12 protein-coding genes are annotated in these 14,094 nt (G+C 62.4%); 5 read left to right on the top strand and 7 right to left on the bottom strand.

Annotated elements, in window-relative coordinates; translation table 11 throughout:
- Positions 1-59: 59 nt before the first annotated feature.
- Complete coding sequence (locus tag UB23_RS07025; protein WP_045058594.1) at positions 60-629, top strand: phasin family protein; 570 nt, start codon at positions 60-62, stop codon at positions 627-629.
- Positions 630-664: 35 nt separating this feature from the next.
- Here the strand turns inward: UB23_RS07025 and phaR are convergent, their stop codons facing one another.
- The 6 genes from phaR to UB23_RS06995 form a co-directional block, all read right to left on the bottom strand.
- Positions 665-1,213 carry a polyhydroxyalkanoate synthesis repressor PhaR gene (gene phaR / locus UB23_RS07020; RefSeq protein ID WP_122839770.1) on the bottom strand — a complete coding sequence of 183 codons (549 nt, stop codon included), beginning with the start codon at positions 1,211-1,213 and terminating at the stop codon, positions 665-667.
- 96 nt (positions 1,214-1,309) lie between these two features.
- Positions 1,310-2,578, bottom strand: a complete 1,269-nt coding sequence (locus UB23_RS07015) for an OprD family porin (protein WP_045058593.1) — start codon at positions 2,576-2,578, stop codon at positions 1,310-1,312.
- Positions 2,579-2,705: 127 nt separating this feature from the next.
- Complete coding sequence (locus UB23_RS07010; RefSeq protein WP_045058592.1) at positions 2,706-4,478, bottom strand: acyl-CoA dehydrogenase C-terminal domain-containing protein; 1,773 nt, start codon at positions 4,476-4,478, stop codon at positions 2,706-2,708.
- A 63-nt stretch (positions 4,479-4,541) separates the two neighbouring features.
- Complete coding sequence (locus UB23_RS07005; RefSeq protein WP_045058591.1) at positions 4,542-6,212, bottom strand: cation acetate symporter; 1,671 nt, start codon at positions 6,210-6,212, stop codon at positions 4,542-4,544.
- Positions 6,212-6,538, bottom strand: coding sequence for a DUF485 domain-containing protein (locus UB23_RS07000; RefSeq protein ID WP_045058590.1), 327 nt, complete (start codon positions 6,536-6,538; stop codon positions 6,212-6,214). Before UB23_RS07000 ends, UB23_RS07005 begins: the two co-directional genes overlap by 1 nt.
- A gap of 112 nt (positions 6,539-6,650) precedes the next feature.
- Positions 6,651-8,273 carry an acyl-CoA synthetase gene (locus UB23_RS06995; protein WP_045058589.1) on the bottom strand — a complete coding sequence of 541 codons (1,623 nt, stop codon included), beginning with the start codon at positions 8,271-8,273 and terminating at the stop codon, positions 6,651-6,653.
- A gap of 230 nt (positions 8,274-8,503) precedes the next feature.
- Between UB23_RS06995 and UB23_RS06990 the strand changes: the two genes are divergently transcribed.
- The 4 genes from UB23_RS06990 to UB23_RS06975 all read left to right on the top strand — a co-directional run bounded on the left by UB23_RS06990 (position 8,504) and on the right by UB23_RS06975 (position 13,386).
- On the top strand, positions 8,504-10,780 hold the full coding sequence (locus UB23_RS06990) for a PAS domain-containing sensor histidine kinase (RefSeq protein ID WP_045058588.1): 2,277 nt from the start codon (positions 8,504-8,506) through the stop codon (positions 10,778-10,780).
- A 4-nt stretch (positions 10,781-10,784) separates the two neighbouring features.
- On the top strand, positions 10,785-11,420 hold the full coding sequence (locus UB23_RS06985) for a response regulator transcription factor (RefSeq protein WP_045058587.1): 636 nt from the start codon (positions 10,785-10,787) through the stop codon (positions 11,418-11,420).
- 68 nt (positions 11,421-11,488) lie between these two features.
- Positions 11,489-12,589, top strand: coding sequence for an AI-2E family transporter (locus UB23_RS06980; protein ID WP_045058586.1), 1,101 nt, complete (start codon positions 11,489-11,491; stop codon positions 12,587-12,589).
- An 83-nt stretch (positions 12,590-12,672) separates the two neighbouring features.
- The gene (locus tag UB23_RS06975; RefSeq protein ID WP_045058585.1) at positions 12,673-13,386 is read left to right on the top strand and encodes a glycosyltransferase; all 714 of its coding nucleotides are present in this window, start codon (positions 12,673-12,675) and stop codon (positions 13,384-13,386) included.
- Positions 13,387-13,391: 5 nt separating this feature from the next.
- On the opposite strand, the gene UB23_RS06970 is transcribed toward UB23_RS06975, so the two are convergent.
- On the bottom strand, positions 13,392-13,853 hold the full coding sequence (locus tag UB23_RS06970; protein WP_045058584.1) for a hypothetical protein: 462 nt from the start codon (positions 13,851-13,853) through the stop codon (positions 13,392-13,394).
- Positions 13,854-14,094 lie beyond the last annotated feature (241 nt).

Raw genomic sequence — 14,094 nt, 5'->3', positions numbered from 1 at the left:
GCAGGATCGCCGTCGCGCCCTTGGCCCTCTCAGGGCATTCAGTACCAGGAGATTCCAGCATGTCTTTTTTCAACCCGGAAAAACTGCAAACCGCCCAGAAAGCCAACCTCGACCTTTTGCAGCAGATCAGCGGCAAAGTCTTCGCCAGCGTCGAGCAGCTGAGCCAGTTGCAGTTCAAGGCCCTGCGCGACTCCACCGAGGAACACTTCGAAGGCGTTCGCAAGTTGCTGTCTGTGCGTGATCCTCAGGGTTTTGCCGAGCTGCAGGCTTCGTTGACCCAACCAAGTGCACAGGGCGAACGCCTGGCCGAGTTCAACCGTCAGGTCCAGGCGCTGATCGTCGACACCCAGTCGGACATCGCCAAACTGACCTCCAGCCAGGTCGAATCCGGCACCCGGCAGGTTGAAGAGTTCGTGGAAACCTTGAGCAAGAACGCGCCAGCGGGTTCGGAACCGGTAGTTGCCGCTTTCAAGTCGGGCCTGGCCAACGCCGGTACGGTCTTTGAAAGCGCACAAAAAGCCGCGAAGCAGGCGGCCGATGTGGCTCAGAGTGGTTTCGACGCCGCGAGCGCAGCGCCGGGAAAAGCCGCGCCAGGAGCCGGCGGCAAGGCTACCAGCGGTAACAAGTAAGTCAGTTCAGGCCAGCTGCACCGATGGCGACGGGTTTATTCCCCGTCGCCATTTTTTTTCGGGCCGCCTTTGGCATCCGGCGTTGCGCCAAACATGCCAAACAGATTCTGGGTATTGAGGTACAGCGCCTTGGACTGATCGACATACTGGCGCATCAAGTCCTGCATCACGGGAGCCTGCTGGTGCATGAAGGTACTCCAGGCTTCGGAAGACTGCGCGCCCGTCTGGGACTGGATGTCGATAACGGTCTGGATGCTCTTGTCCAGGTAACTGCCGAGCACACCCTGATAGGGCCCGTAGAACTGGATAATGCCCATCAGCATCTCGCTGGTGAAGATCGGCTCGCCACCGCTTTCAGCTTCCAGGATCACCTGCAGCAGGATGCTGCGCGTCAGGTCTTCGCCGCTTTTGGCGTCGACGACCTGGAACGGCACCTTGTCGACGACCAGTTGACGAATGTCCGCCAGCGTCAGGTGACTGCTGGTGTGGGTGTCATAGAGTCGGCGGTTGGGGTACTTCTTGATCAGGCGGGGGGTGATATCGGTCATGCGGGGCGTCTCGCGGCGAGCCTGGTTTGCAGGCATCTTATCCTACTCTCATCGCCCGTGCCCTCGAGAGCGCCTTTACCAGCCGGTGCGCCCCCGGTAAATCGTCCCCTAAGGGTGGGGACGAGGCATTGCTTACCAGATCGGCAGGGTATAACTGACAATCAGGCGGTTTTCATCCAGGTCACTGCCAAAGTTGGTCGAGCGCACTGTCGCGTTGCGCCATTTCAGCCCGACATTCTTCAGCGGCCCACTCTGCACCACGTAGCCGATATCGGTATCGCGCTCCCATTCCTTGCCTTCAGGCCGGTTGTTGCCCAGGTCGATGTCCGAGCCGGTGAGGTAGCGGGTCATGAAGGTCAGGCCGGGAATACCCATGGCCGCAAAGTTGTAGTCGTAGCGCGCCTGCCAGGATTTTTCGTCCTTGCTGGCGAAGTCGCCGATTTGCACGAAGTTCACCAGGAACGCGTCGGTGCCGTTTATGTAGGCATAACCGGTGTCGCCGCTCATGCCCTGGTAGCCGAGGCCAAAGGCATGACCGCCCAGGGTGTAGGTGAACATCGCGCCCAGGGCATTGTTGTCGACATTGCTGCCGCCGTCGTCGGTGGAGCGGGCGAAGCGCAGGTCGGTTTTTAACGACTGGCCCACGGTGATCGGCAGGACGTACGTCAGGTTGACCAGATGCTGGCTGTAGAAATTATCCAGATGACCGTAGCTGTATCCGGTGGCCAGATCAGGCGTCCATTTGTAGTTGAGGCTGGCGAAGTCGAAGCTGTCGCTGGCCAGGTGGCGAGTAATGATGCCCTTGGCGCCCGTACGGGTGATGCCCATGTCCTCGTAGTTCGAGGAATCACGTTGATTGACCTGGGTCAGGCGCCCGGCGTCTGCGGTCAGGCCCTGGATGTCCAGCGAACTCAACTGGCCGCCCTGGAAGGTCTGCGGCAACAGGCGTGAGTCGTTCGCCAGCACGGTTGGCAGCTTGGGCAACAGTGTCCCCAGCTTCAGTACACTTTTTGCCGCGCGAACCTTGGCCGTCAGGCCCACTTCAGCGTACTCGTCATGGGCGCCCTGGCGGGTATCGGCATGGCGCTTGAGCAAACCGGAGCCGGCACGATCAGGGCTGGAGTCGAGCTTGACCCCGAGCAGGCCGATGGCGTCGAACCCGACACCAATGGTCCCGGCAGTGAAGCCCGATTCGAAGCGCATCAGGAAACCCTGGGCCCATTCTTCCTGCTTCGATTGTGCGGCGCTGTCCTGGCGAAAGTCGCGGTTGAAGTAAAAATTGCGCAATTCCACGCTGGCTTTGCTGTCCTTGATGAAATCAGCGGCAGCGGGGGCCGAGAGGCTGATGACGCCACCGGCCAGCAGCAGTCGGGTCGCGAGATTGCAGGTGTGACGATCCATGGTGAAGCCCCTTTGTTTTTATTATGAGAAATCGGATCTGGCGACCCTCGCCGAGCTGGCGAGGGCTGCTGAATAAAAAACGCGACGCCTGAATGAGAGGAGCAAGGCGCCGCGCGCGGTTCAATCGTTAGAACTGCTCAGCCGTCAGGCCGTACAGCGAGGCGCTGCCGGCGCGTATGGACTGCTCAAGGCTCAGGATGCGCGGCAGCAGGCGGTGAATGTAGAAGTCGGCGGTGGCGATCTTCGCGCCATAGAACGCCTCATCGGTGCTGCGCTGCTTGCCGGCCACGTGCGCCATGCGTGCCCACAGCCAGGCATAGGCGACGTAACCGAACAGGTGCAGGTACTCCACCGACGCGGCGCCGACTTCGTTGCGGTTGGTCTCGGCCCGGTCCTGTACCCAATCACTGAGGTTTTCCAGGCGCCGTACCGCATCCAGCAGTTGTGTCGCGTAGGGCGCGTCGGGCTGGTCCGTGAAGCGGCGGATCTCGTCAGTGAACTGGCGCAGTACCACGCCATGATTGGCCACCACTTTGCGCCCGAGCAGGTCAAGCGCCTGGATGCCGTTGGTGCCCTCATAGATCTGCGCGATGCGAACGTCGCGAACCAATTGCTCCTGACCCCACTCGCGGACGTAGCCGTGGCCACCGAAAACCTGTTGTCCGTGAATGCAGCTTTCCAGGCCGCTGTCGGTGAAAAACGCCTTGGCCACTGGCGTCAGCAAGGCCACCAGGTTTTGCGCACTGTCGCGCTCGCTGGCATCGTCGGAGAACTTTGCCAGGTCCAGTTGCTGTCCCACGTAACTGGCGAACGCCCGGCCACCTTCGGTCATGGCTTTCATGCTCAACAGCATGCGACGCACATCCGGGTGGACGATGATCGGGTCGGCCACCTGGGTGGGGGCCATGGCGCCAGTGGGGGCACGGCTTTGCACGCGCTCGCGGGCGTAGGTCACCGCGCTCTGGTAGGACGCTTCAGCGCAACCGATGCCCTGGATGCCGATGGACAGCCGTTCGTAGTTCATCATCGTGAACATGGCTGCCAGGCCTTTGTTGGCCTCGCCCACCAGCCAGCCGCTGGCGCCGTCGAAGTTGATCACGCAGGTGGCCGAAGCCTTGATGCCCATCTTGTGTTCGATCGAGCCGCAACTGACGGCGTTGGCGGCGCCGAGGGAGCCGTCGGCGTTGACGCGAATTTTAGGCACCACAAACAGCGAGATGCCTTTTGGCCCGGCGGGTGCGTCAGGCAGCTTGGCCAGCACCAGGTGGATGATGTTTTCGGTCAGGTCCTGGTCGCCGCCGGTAATGAAGATCTTGCTGCCGGTGATCTGGAAACTGCCGTCGGCCTGGGGTTCGGCGCGGGTGCGGATCAGGCCCAGGTCGGTGCCGGCGTGAGCTTCGGTCAGGCACATGGAGCCGGCCCAGCGACCTTCGTACATGGGCGGCAGGTAAAGGTTTTTCAAGGTGTCGCTGGCGTGTGCATCCAGCGCCAGGCAGGCACCGGAACTCAGTGCCGAGTACAGGGCGAAGCTGGAGTTGGCACCGTAGAGCATTTCCTCGAACTGCACGGCGAGCATCTTCGGCATGCCCATGCCGCCGAACTCGGCGTTTCCCGACAGGCCCACCCAGCCTCCTTCGATATAGGTGGCGTACGCCTGTTTGAAACCGGTCGGCGTGCTGACCTGGCCATCCTGCCACTGGGCGCCTTCTTCGTCGCCGCTGCGATTAAGCGGTGCAATCAGGTGCGAGGTGACCTTGGCCGCTTCCTCGAGAATGGCATCGGCGGTGGCGGCGTCGACGTTATCGGCCAGGGCTGGCAGGCGCGCCCACAAGGCCGGGGCTTCGAACACTTCATGCAGCACAAAGCGCATATCGCGCAGCGGGGCTTTGAATTCGGGCATTACGTGAACCTCACAGGGTTAGGCGATGGGCGCGGTCCGTCATGGACGGTCGCGCCCGTTCAATCAGTGGCTGGACGCGCTGGCGGCACCCAGGCCGGTCTGGGCCCGGACAAACTGGTCGGCGTAGGCATCACGCTCTTTGCCGGCCCGCACGCTGCGGTCGAGTTTGGACACCACGACGATCACCAGGAACGCCAGCGGCATGGAGAACAGGGCAGGGTGGTCGTAGGGGAAGATGGCGTGGGCATGGCCCAGCACGGTCACCCAAACGGCAGGCGACAGGATCACCAGTACCAAGGCGCAAATCAGACCGGCAAACCCGCCGATGATCGCGCCTTTGGTGGTCAGGTCTTTCCAGTACATGGCCATGATCAGCACCGGGAAGTTGGTCGACGCGGCGATGCCGAACGTCAGGCCCACCAGGAACGCGACGTTCATCTTCTCGAACAGGATGCCCAGCAGGATTGCGATGATGCCAAGACCGACGGTGGCCATGCGGGTAACGCGCATTTCCTGTTTCTCGGTCGCCTTGCCTTTCTTGAAGACCGTGGCGTAAAGGTCGTGGGAGATCGCCGAAGCGCCGGCCAGTGCCAGGCCGGACACCACCGCCAGGATGGTGGCGAAGGCCACCGCCGAGAGGAAACCGAAGAACAGGTTACCGCCCACTGCCTTGGCCAGGTGCATGGCAACCATGTTGCCACCACCTATCAGGGTGCCGCCGACTTCGCCGTTGACGTAGTACTGCGGGTCGGTACCGATGATCACCATCGCGGCGAAACCCAGGGTGCAGACCACCAGGAAGAAGAAGCCAATGAAGCCGGTTGCGTAGAACACCGACTTGCGCGCTTCCTTGGCATTGGGCACGGTGAAGAAGCGCATCAGAATGTGCGGCAGGCCAGCAATGCCAAACACCAGGCCAAGGGACATGGAGGCGGTGTTGATCGGGTCGGCGAGCATCGAGCCTGGGCCCATGATGTTCCAGCCGCTGGCATGTGCCTCGACCGCCCGGGTTGCCAGGGCTTCATAGCTGAACCCGAACTGCGACATGGCCATCACCGCCAGGGTCGTTCCGCCTGCGAGCAGCAACACGGCCTTGATGATCTGTACCCAAGTGGTGGCGATCATGCCGCCGAAGATCACGTACACCAGCATCAATGCACCGACGATCACCACGGCCACCGGGTAGTCGAGACCGAACAGCAGCTTGATCAACTGACCGGCACCGACCATCTGCACGATCAGGTAGCAGCACACCACGGTCAGCGAACCGAACGCGGCAAAAATCCGTACTTTGTTCTGGTCCAGCCGATAGGAAACAATGTCGGCGAAGGTGTAGCGCCCCAGGTTGCGCAACCGCTCGGCCATCAGGAAAGTAATGATCGGCCAGCCGACAAAAAAGCCGATGGTGTAGATGAAGCCATCATAGCCCTTGGCAAATACCAGGCTCGACAGCCCCAGCAGCGTGGCTGCGGACATGTAGTCGCCGGCAATCGCCAGGCCGTTCTGGAAGCCGGTGATGCCACCGCCTGCGGTATAGAAGTCAGAGGTGGATTTGGTCTGGCGTGCGGCCCACCAGGTGATCGCCAGCGTCCCCAGGACGAACACGAAGAACATGCCGATCGCATGCAGGTTCAGTGGCTGCTTTTCGGCGACGCCGGTCAGGGGCGCGGCCAGTGCCAGGCTCGCAGGCAAAAGGCCGGCAGCGCCAATCAGGAATTTACGCAGGATGCTCATCACTTGCTCTCCTCGAGAATGGCTGCGCCCAGCGCGTCGAAGCGGGTGTTGGCGCGGTACACGTACCATCCCGTCAGCAACCAGGAAAACACGATGATCGCTGCGCCCACCGGCATGCCCAGGGTCATCATCCGGTGCTCGGCGAGCGGGGCGTGCAACCACTGTGGGAAGAACGCCACCACCGCCATGAACATGTAGTAGGTGCCCAGCACCGCTGCGCTGAGCGACCAGGCCAGGCGTGAACGGCTGCTGACCAGCTGGAGGAATTTCGGATTGCCGCGTATGCGTTCACAGCGCTGGGTATCGGTTGAATGGATGTCGATCATGGGAAGCTCCACCTTGTCTTGTTGTTATCGGAGTGAAAGGCCAAATTCGGCTTGCACGAGCCCGAAGCGGCAGGAAATCGACCTGCCGCCTGAGGGGTAGTGCTGGTTCGGGTTAGAGTGCCTTGGCCCTGTCGCGCAGGACGTACTTCTGGACCTTCCCGGTCGAGGTCTTGGGCAGCAGGGTGAAGATCACCGTGCGCGGGACTTTGAAACCGGCGAGGTGTTCGCGGCAGAAACTGATGATGTCGGCCTCGCGCACATCCTGGTAATCGGCCTTGAGCGTGATGAAGGCGCAGGGGGTCTCACCCCATTTCTCATCAGGACGTGCAACGACTGCGGCTTCCATCACACCCGGATGGCGATACAGCACGCCTTCCAGTTCGATGGTGGAAATGTTCTCGCCACCGGAAATAATAATGTCCTTGAGCCTGTCCTTGATCTCGACGTAGCCGTCGGGATGACACACCGCCAGGTCGCCGGTGTGAAACCATCCACCTTCAAATGCCTCGGCGGTGGCCGTCGGGTTTTTCAGGTAACCCTTCATCACGGTGTTGCCGCGCATGAACACCTCGCCGATGGTCTGGCCGTCGCGCGGCGTCGGTTCGAGCGTTTTCGAGTCGCCGACCATGACCCCTTCAAGCGTCGGATAGCGCACGCCTTGGCGGGACTTGATCTGCGCCCGTTCTTCCAGAGGCAGCTCATCCCATTCGGCGTGCCAGGCGCAGAGTGTTACCGGGCCGTAGGTTTCGGTCAGGCCGTAGACGTGAGTGACCTTGATGCCCATCTGTTCAACGGCACCGATGACCTTGGCCGGCGGTGCCGCGCCGGCGACCATCGCGTAGACCGGATGATCAATCGCGGCCTTGGCCGACTCTGGCATGTTCACCAGTGCGTTGAGCACGATCGGCGCACCGCACAGGTGAGTGACCTGATGTTCGCGGATCAGCGTAAGGATTCGTTGCGGGTCGACCCGACGCAGGAACACGTGCACCCCGGCCAGGGCGGTGATGGTCCAGGGGTAACACCAGCCGTTGCAATGGAACATCGGCAGGGTCCATAGGTACACCGGGTGATTGCCCATCGCCCAGGTCATCTGGTTGCCCAAGGCGTTGAGATAGGCGCCGCGATGGTGGTAGACCACCCCCTTGGGGTTGCCGGTGGTGCCGGAGGTGTAGTTCAGCGAGATGGCTTGCCACTCATTGACCGGCCATTTCCAGTCGAACGCCGGATCGCCTTCGGCCAGCAGCGCCTCGTAGTCCAGCTCGCTGACGGCCTGGCCCTCGCCGTATTCCGGGTCGTTGACGTCGATGACCAGCGGCGGATGGTCGAGCATGCCGATGGCGGCGTGGATCACGTCATGGAATTCCCGATCGGTGATCAGCACTTTCGCTTCACCATGCTGGAGCATGAACGCGATGGCTTCGGCGTCCAGGCGCACGTTGAGGGGGTTGAGCACCGCACCGATCATCGGCACCCCGAAGTGCACTTCAAGCATCTCGGGGATGTTTGGCAGCATCACCGCCACCGTGTCGTCCTTGCCGATGCCGCGCCCGGCCAATGCCGACGCCAGGCGCCGGCAGCGGGTGTAGGTCTGCGCCCAGGTGCGGCGGATCGACCCGTGGATCACGGCGGGGTAGTGGGGATAGACGTTGGCAGTACGCTCGAGGAAGCTGAGCGGAGACAAAGCGATGTGATTGACCGCCGAAGGGCCTAGCCCTTGTTCATAGATCGACATGTTCGGATACTCGGTGGCTGATTGTTAGCTCTACAGATGGCTCGTCGGCGTCGCCGCCGCGTGCATCTTTTATGTCTGGTTTGCTTTATATAACATTCAGCCATCGATATGGAAGTACAACCTATAGCGTATAGTATATGTACTATATTATATTCATCCTGCTCTAAATGAATGCCGCCGAGCCGCCAGTGCCGGTATATCCTTGGACGCCACCCCGATGCGGACCCGCGATGACCCCGACTCCTGTTCGACTGCACAGCTGGTTGCGCCTGCAACGCGAGGGCGTGCCGATGGCCGCCCGCGCCGACGCCTTGTGTCGGGCCTTGCAAGACTGTCCCGAAGTGCGGCGTGCGGTGTACCTGAGCTGGCAACCGCTGGCCGGCATTTACAGCCATGAGGGCGGCGCCCAGCATTTCCCGCCGGGGCAGGGCGATCCGGTGCTGGCCAGTGACCGGCTGCTGTTCGAGACCTTGACGGCTGCCGGGCGCCTGGACCTGGCGCAAGTGCGCCGGCTCGATTGCTGGTTGGCCGGTCGCCTGCGCCGCGCTGCCATCAGCCACGGGCAGGTGTTCGACCTGGCATTACAGCCGGGGCAGGCCGGGTTGCTGCTGGTGGAAGTCTGCGAAGGGGTGAGTTTTGACTGGCTGGGTTGGGTTCGCGACTTGCTGACGACCCTGCTCAGTAGCGTCAACGGCATGTTGCGTGGCTCGCCGCTATTGGGGCACGACCCACAACCGGGCCTGCTGCTCGATGCCCAGGGCCGTCCGCAGGAATTTAATGCGGCGCTGCTGGCCCTGCTGGCGGAAAAACCCCTGACCGACGTGCTGGGTTTTCTGCCGGTCAATCATCGGGTGCTGGTGCGCGCCTGTCTCGACCAGCAGCGCGCCATCGAGGGCGTCGAAGCCCAGTTCGAGGACCAGGTGCTGATCTGGACCTTTATTCCAGACCCTCAGGACAACCGCGTGCTCGCCCGTTGTCGCGACGCCACCGTGCAGGTGCTGGCTGAGCGAGAGGCCGCCACGGCGCGCCGCCTGTACCGGCTGATCATCGAAAACACCACCGACCTGATTTCCCGGCACTCCCCTGACGGACGCTTTCTGGATGCCTCGCCCGCGTCCTGGACTCTGCTTGGCTACTGGCCCGAAGAACTGCGCGGGCAAATGGCCCAGGGCCTGTTCCACGGCCAGGACCTGGCGAGCCTGGTGCAAAGGGCGCGTGACGCGCTGGAGCAGGACGGTTATCACACCATGACCTATCGCATTCGTCATCGGGACGGCCACTACCTGTGGTTCGAAACCGCGAGCCGGGCCATCCGCGAGACCTACACCGGCACCGTCGTCGAAGTGGTCAGCGTCTCCCGTGACATCACCGCCCGGGTCCAGGCCGAAGAAAACAATCGCCGCCTGGCCGAAGTGGTCGAAGCCAATACTGACCCGGTGCTGTTCATCGACCCCGACGGGCACGTTACCTACCTCAATCCCGCTGCGCGTCGCATCCTGGGCATCAACCCGCCACAACCGATGCCGTCCATGGAGGACCTGTTTGCCAGCGCCGACCTGCTGCGCGTGCAACGCCAGGGCTGGGCCGCAGCCGAGCGTGATGGGGTGTGGAGCACCGATGCCCGGCTGCTGCCGCCGGCTGGGGGCGCAGGTGTTCCGGTATCCCTGGTGTTGCTGGCCCACCGCGCGGCGGGGGGGGAGCGTTATTACTCGCTGGTGGCGCGGGACATGACCGAACGCGAACTGCGCGAGACCCAGCAGCGCCGCCACCAGGACGAACTGGCGCACACGGCGCGGCTGGTCACCCTGGGTGAACTGGCCTCAGGCATCGCCCATGAAATCAACCAGCCACTGGCCGCGGTGGTCAACTATGCCAACGCCAGCCAACGTTACCTGCAGTCCCTGGGCTCCAATCCCCAGGCTGCCGAACGCGTCGCCCAGGGGCTGGAGCGCATCACCCACCACGCCACCCATGCCTCCGAGGTGATCCGTCGCCTGCGGGCCTTCCTGCGCAAGGGCCAGCGCCGCATGCAAGCCCTGGACATCGCCGATGTCGCCCGCGAGGCGATGCGCTTGTGCGCCTGGGAAGCGAGCAATTGCCAAGTGACAATCGAGGATCGGCTGCCGGATAATCTGCCGCCAATTTATGCCGACCGCGTATTGCTCGAACAGGTCCTGCTCAACATTCTGCGCAATGCCATCGATGCCAATCGCGAACAACATCCCGGCCAGCCTTCGCTGATCGTCATGGCCGCGGGACTGTGCGGCAGTGCGACCGTGGAATTCAGTGTGCAGGACCAGGGCCCGGGGGTGAGCGAGGCACAACTTGAGCAGATATTCACGCCGTTCTACACCAGCAAGGCCGATGGCCTGGGTCTGGGCCTGTCCATGAGCCGCAGCATCATCGAAGGCTTCGGTGGGGCGCTGCAGGCCAGGCGCCAACCCCGCGGGCTGCTGATGATGTGCCGCTTGCCGCTTGCCGGCCCGACCAAACAACAACAGGAATAACGCAATGGCAGCTGTGATGGAGCACGTGGTGTACGTGGTCGACGATGACCAGGGGATGCTCGATTCCACGGTGTGGCTACTCGAATCCGTTGGCCTCAAGGCCCTGGCATTTACCAGCGGGGTTGCCTTTCTTGACGCCTGCGATGCCAGCCTCGACGCCTGCGTGCTGCTTGACGTGCGCATGCCGGGGATGGGCGGCCTGAACGTACAGGAAGAAATGCGCACCCGTGGCCTGAACCTGCCCGTAATCTTTGTCAGCGGCCACGCCGATGTGCCGATCGTGGTGCGCGCCTTCAAGGCTGGTGCGCACGATTTCATCGAGAAACCCTACAACGAGCAGTTATTGCTGGACAGCGTGCAACAAGCGCTCAGCAACAGCGCCGTTAATCGTTCTGGCGTCCAGGGCCATGAAGCCCTCAAGGCGCGACTGCTCACGCTCACCCCACGCGAGCGCGACGTGCTGGTGCCGCTGGTGCAAGGCTATACCACCCGGGAAATAGCCGAGCAGCTGGGGGTCAGCGCCAAGACCGTCGACCTCTACCGATCCCGCGTGATGAAACGCATGCAAGCCACCACCTTGCCTGACCTGGTCGGCATGGCCATCGCGGCCGGGTTGGTCGATCCGCTGAAACTACGCTGACCTCTCACACCGCCCACTGTGGGTCTATGCTGAGCGAACCACTTTCGCCACCTGCATGGAGCCCGTCAATGGTGCCCACCCCGATAAACGAGAAGGCGCTGACCCGCACCCTGCTCGACGTGCTGATTCGAGCAGGGCTGATTACCGTCCTGGTGCTGTTCTGCTTCGAGATCTTCAGGCCGTTCCGCGACCTGATGCTGTGGTCGCTGATCCTGGCGATCACTCTCTACCCGCTGCAGACGCGGTTGATGAGGCGAGGCGGACACAAGCCGGGGCACGTCGCGACCCTGCTCGTGCTGGCCGCGATCGTGATCCTTATGGTGCCGATCTACCTGTTGGGCACCTCCATTGCCGACTCAGTCGAGCGAGCGATGGTGCTGGTCAAGGGCGGCGCCTTCCATGTGCCGCCGCCGAATGCCGCGGTGGCCGACTGGCCGCTGGTCGGCAAGCCGCTGACGGAACTCTGGCTGCAGGCCTCCACCAACCTGCCTGACCTGACCGCCAAATACCTGCCGCAGATCAAGCATTTCAGCCTCGGTTTATTGAGCAAGCTGGCCGGGGTCGGCATGGGTTTCCTGATGTTCATTTTCGCCCTGATCATCGCCGGAGTTTTCATGGCCTACGGCGAAGGCGGCAGCCGCAGCGCGGTGCAGATCGCCGCGCGGGTTAGCGGCCCTGCCAAGGGCCCGAAAATCGCCGAGCTGTGCACGGCGACGATTCGTGCAGTGGCCCTCGGCGTGGTGGGCATCGCTTTTATCCAGATGCTGCTGGTGGGGTTGGGTTTTGTCTTCAAGGGCGTGCCCGGTGCCGGCCTGCTGGCGCTGGCGGTATTGCTGCTGGGCATCATGCAGCTGCCGGTGACCCTGATCACGCTGCCGGTGATTGCCTTTGTGCTCACCACCGAGGGCGCGAGCACCGGGACGATCGTCTTTTCCATCTACGTGTTCGTCGCCGGATTGGTAGACAACGTGCTCAAGCCTTTGCTGCTGGGGCGCGGCGTCGATGTACCGATGCCGGTGATCCTGATCGGCGCCCTGGGCGGCATGGTGTCCAACGGGATCATCGGGTTGTTCGTTGGGCCGGTAGTGCTGGCAGTGGGGTATCAACTGTTCTGGCAGTGGGTGCAGGACCGACCGGAACCAGAGCCGCAACAGGGGCCGCTGCCCTGAGGCCGTACATTCTTTAAACCTTCTGATGACGCGAAGTGTCGATAACTGCAGAGCCCACACTTCGCCCATCCGAGGGGACGCCAATGATCGGTGTTGTCATACCCGCCCACAACGAAGAACAACACATCAGCGCTTGCCTGGCGTCCATCCTTGTGGCGGCACGCCACCCGCAGTTGCAGGGGCGCGAAGTCAGCATCCTGGTGGTGCTGGACGACTGTTCGGATGCCACCGGCACGCGGGTGCGCGCCATGGACGTGCCGACACTCGATGTCTGTTTCAGGAACGTCGGCAAGGCGCGGGCTACAGGGACCGAGGTACTGCTGGAGGCGGGTGTGCAATGGCTGGCGTTCACGGATGCCGATACGGTTGTACCGGCCGACTGGATCGCCCGCCAACTCGACTGCATGGCTGACGCCGTGTGCGGCACGGTTGAAGTGGACAATTGGGATGAGCACGGGGAGGGCGTTCGCAGCCGCTACCTGGAGCGCTATCAGTTCATCGAGAATCACCGGCATATCCACGGCGCGAACCTGGGGCTGAGCGCTGCGGCTTATAAAAACGCCGGCGGCTTTCAACACCTGGCTGCCCATGAAGACGTACACCTGGTGGCCGACCTTGAGCGCATCCGTGCGCGTATCGTCTGGACCGCGTCCAACCCGGTGGTGACCAGCGCACGCAAGGATTACAAATGCACCGGCGGTTTTGGCGAGTACCTGACATCGCTAGGCCAAGCCCTGGGTGCGGCGGCCTGCAACCACCCGCCAGCATCGATGCGCTGCCCTGAAATGGATGCGTAAACGCCTCAGTGACACGCGTCGCTGACGGCTTTCGCGGCGCGGCGCAACTCCTGTTTGACGTCCACCGGGATTCGCTGGCGCACCAGCCGCTGCTCAAGGAACGCCTGGTCACCCCCTGTCCCCACTTGCGCGTCGATGGCTGCCCCCTTGGCCTCCAGGGCTGCCGCGTGCGCGTCGATCACGGCATCGACCTCGGCATCATTACGGGCTGCATCCAGTCGCTCGATCAGTGCCGCCACTTCATCGGCTTCAGCCTTGGCATAAGCCTCGACGGTCATGCCGGAGGCGAGCGCCCGCGCGCGGATCTCAAGGTTCTTCATGGTCTGCTTGGCGTCTTCGCACAGTGCCGCTTGCTTGCGGCTGTCGGCGACTTGCCAATGAATCAATTGAAAGGTCAGGACGCCGACCATGGCAAGCGCCAGGCCACTGAGCAGCAACGCGATCTTGAAGTTGTGGTGTGCCGTCATGGCTCGTCCATGGTGGGGTCTTTAGCGGGCGCTGCAAATAGATTAGAGGGGCGATTGAAAGTTTGCATTGAGTTAAGCAACTACCGACGACTGACAGCCATCGAGTGGATATTTGCCGCCGGTCGCCAGCCATCAATCTTTATCAAATTATCCCACGTGCAATTGCTTCAGATATCTGTGGGCGGCGCATTCGGTGAGTCACCGGATGAGTCAACTCAGCTCGCCACAGCTGGTGCCCTTT

It is taken from the genome of Pseudomonas sp. ES3-33, from assembly GCF_000952175.1.
Lineage (GTDB): Bacteria > Pseudomonadota > Gammaproteobacteria > Pseudomonadales > Pseudomonadaceae > Aquipseudomonas > Aquipseudomonas gregormendelii.
The sequence above is the reverse complement of the archived record's forward strand: the minus strand, read 5'-3'. Positions and strand labels throughout refer to the sequence as shown.

Coding starts and splice junctions, on each gene's coding strand:
- UB23_RS06970 (WP_045058584.1), bottom strand. CDS start 13,853: ATGACGGCACACCACAACTTCAAGATCGCGTTGCTGCTCAGTGGCCTG.
- UB23_RS06980 (WP_045058586.1), top strand. CDS start 11,489: ATGGTGCCCACCCCGATAAACGAGAAGGCGCTGACCCGCACCCTGCTC.
- UB23_RS07025 (WP_045058594.1), top strand. CDS start 60: ATGTCTTTTTTCAACCCGGAAAAACTGCAAACCGCCCAGAAAGCCAAC.
- UB23_RS07005 (WP_045058591.1), bottom strand. CDS start 6,212: ATGAGCATCCTGCGTAAATTCCTGATTGGCGCTGCCGGCCTTTTGCCT.
- UB23_RS06995 (WP_045058589.1), bottom strand. CDS start 8,273: ATGTCGATCTATGAACAAGGGCTAGGCCCTTCGGCGGTCAATCACATC.
- UB23_RS06990 (WP_045058588.1), top strand. CDS start 8,504: ATGACCCCGACTCCTGTTCGACTGCACAGCTGGTTGCGCCTGCAACGC.
- UB23_RS06985 (WP_045058587.1), top strand. CDS start 10,785: ATGGCAGCTGTGATGGAGCACGTGGTGTACGTGGTCGACGATGACCAG.
- phaR (WP_122839770.1), bottom strand. CDS start 1,213: ATGCCTGCAAACCAGGCTCGCCGCGAGACGCCCCGCATGACCGATATC.
- UB23_RS07015 (WP_045058593.1), bottom strand. CDS start 2,578: ATGGATCGTCACACCTGCAATCTCGCGACCCGACTGCTGCTGGCCGGT.
- UB23_RS07000 (WP_045058590.1), bottom strand. CDS start 6,538: ATGATCGACATCCATTCAACCGATACCCAGCGCTGTGAACGCATACGC.
- UB23_RS06975 (WP_045058585.1), top strand. CDS start 12,673: ATGATCGGTGTTGTCATACCCGCCCACAACGAAGAACAACACATCAGC.
- UB23_RS07010 (WP_045058592.1), bottom strand. CDS start 4,478: ATGCCCGAATTCAAAGCCCCGCTGCGCGATATGCGCTTTGTGCTGCAT.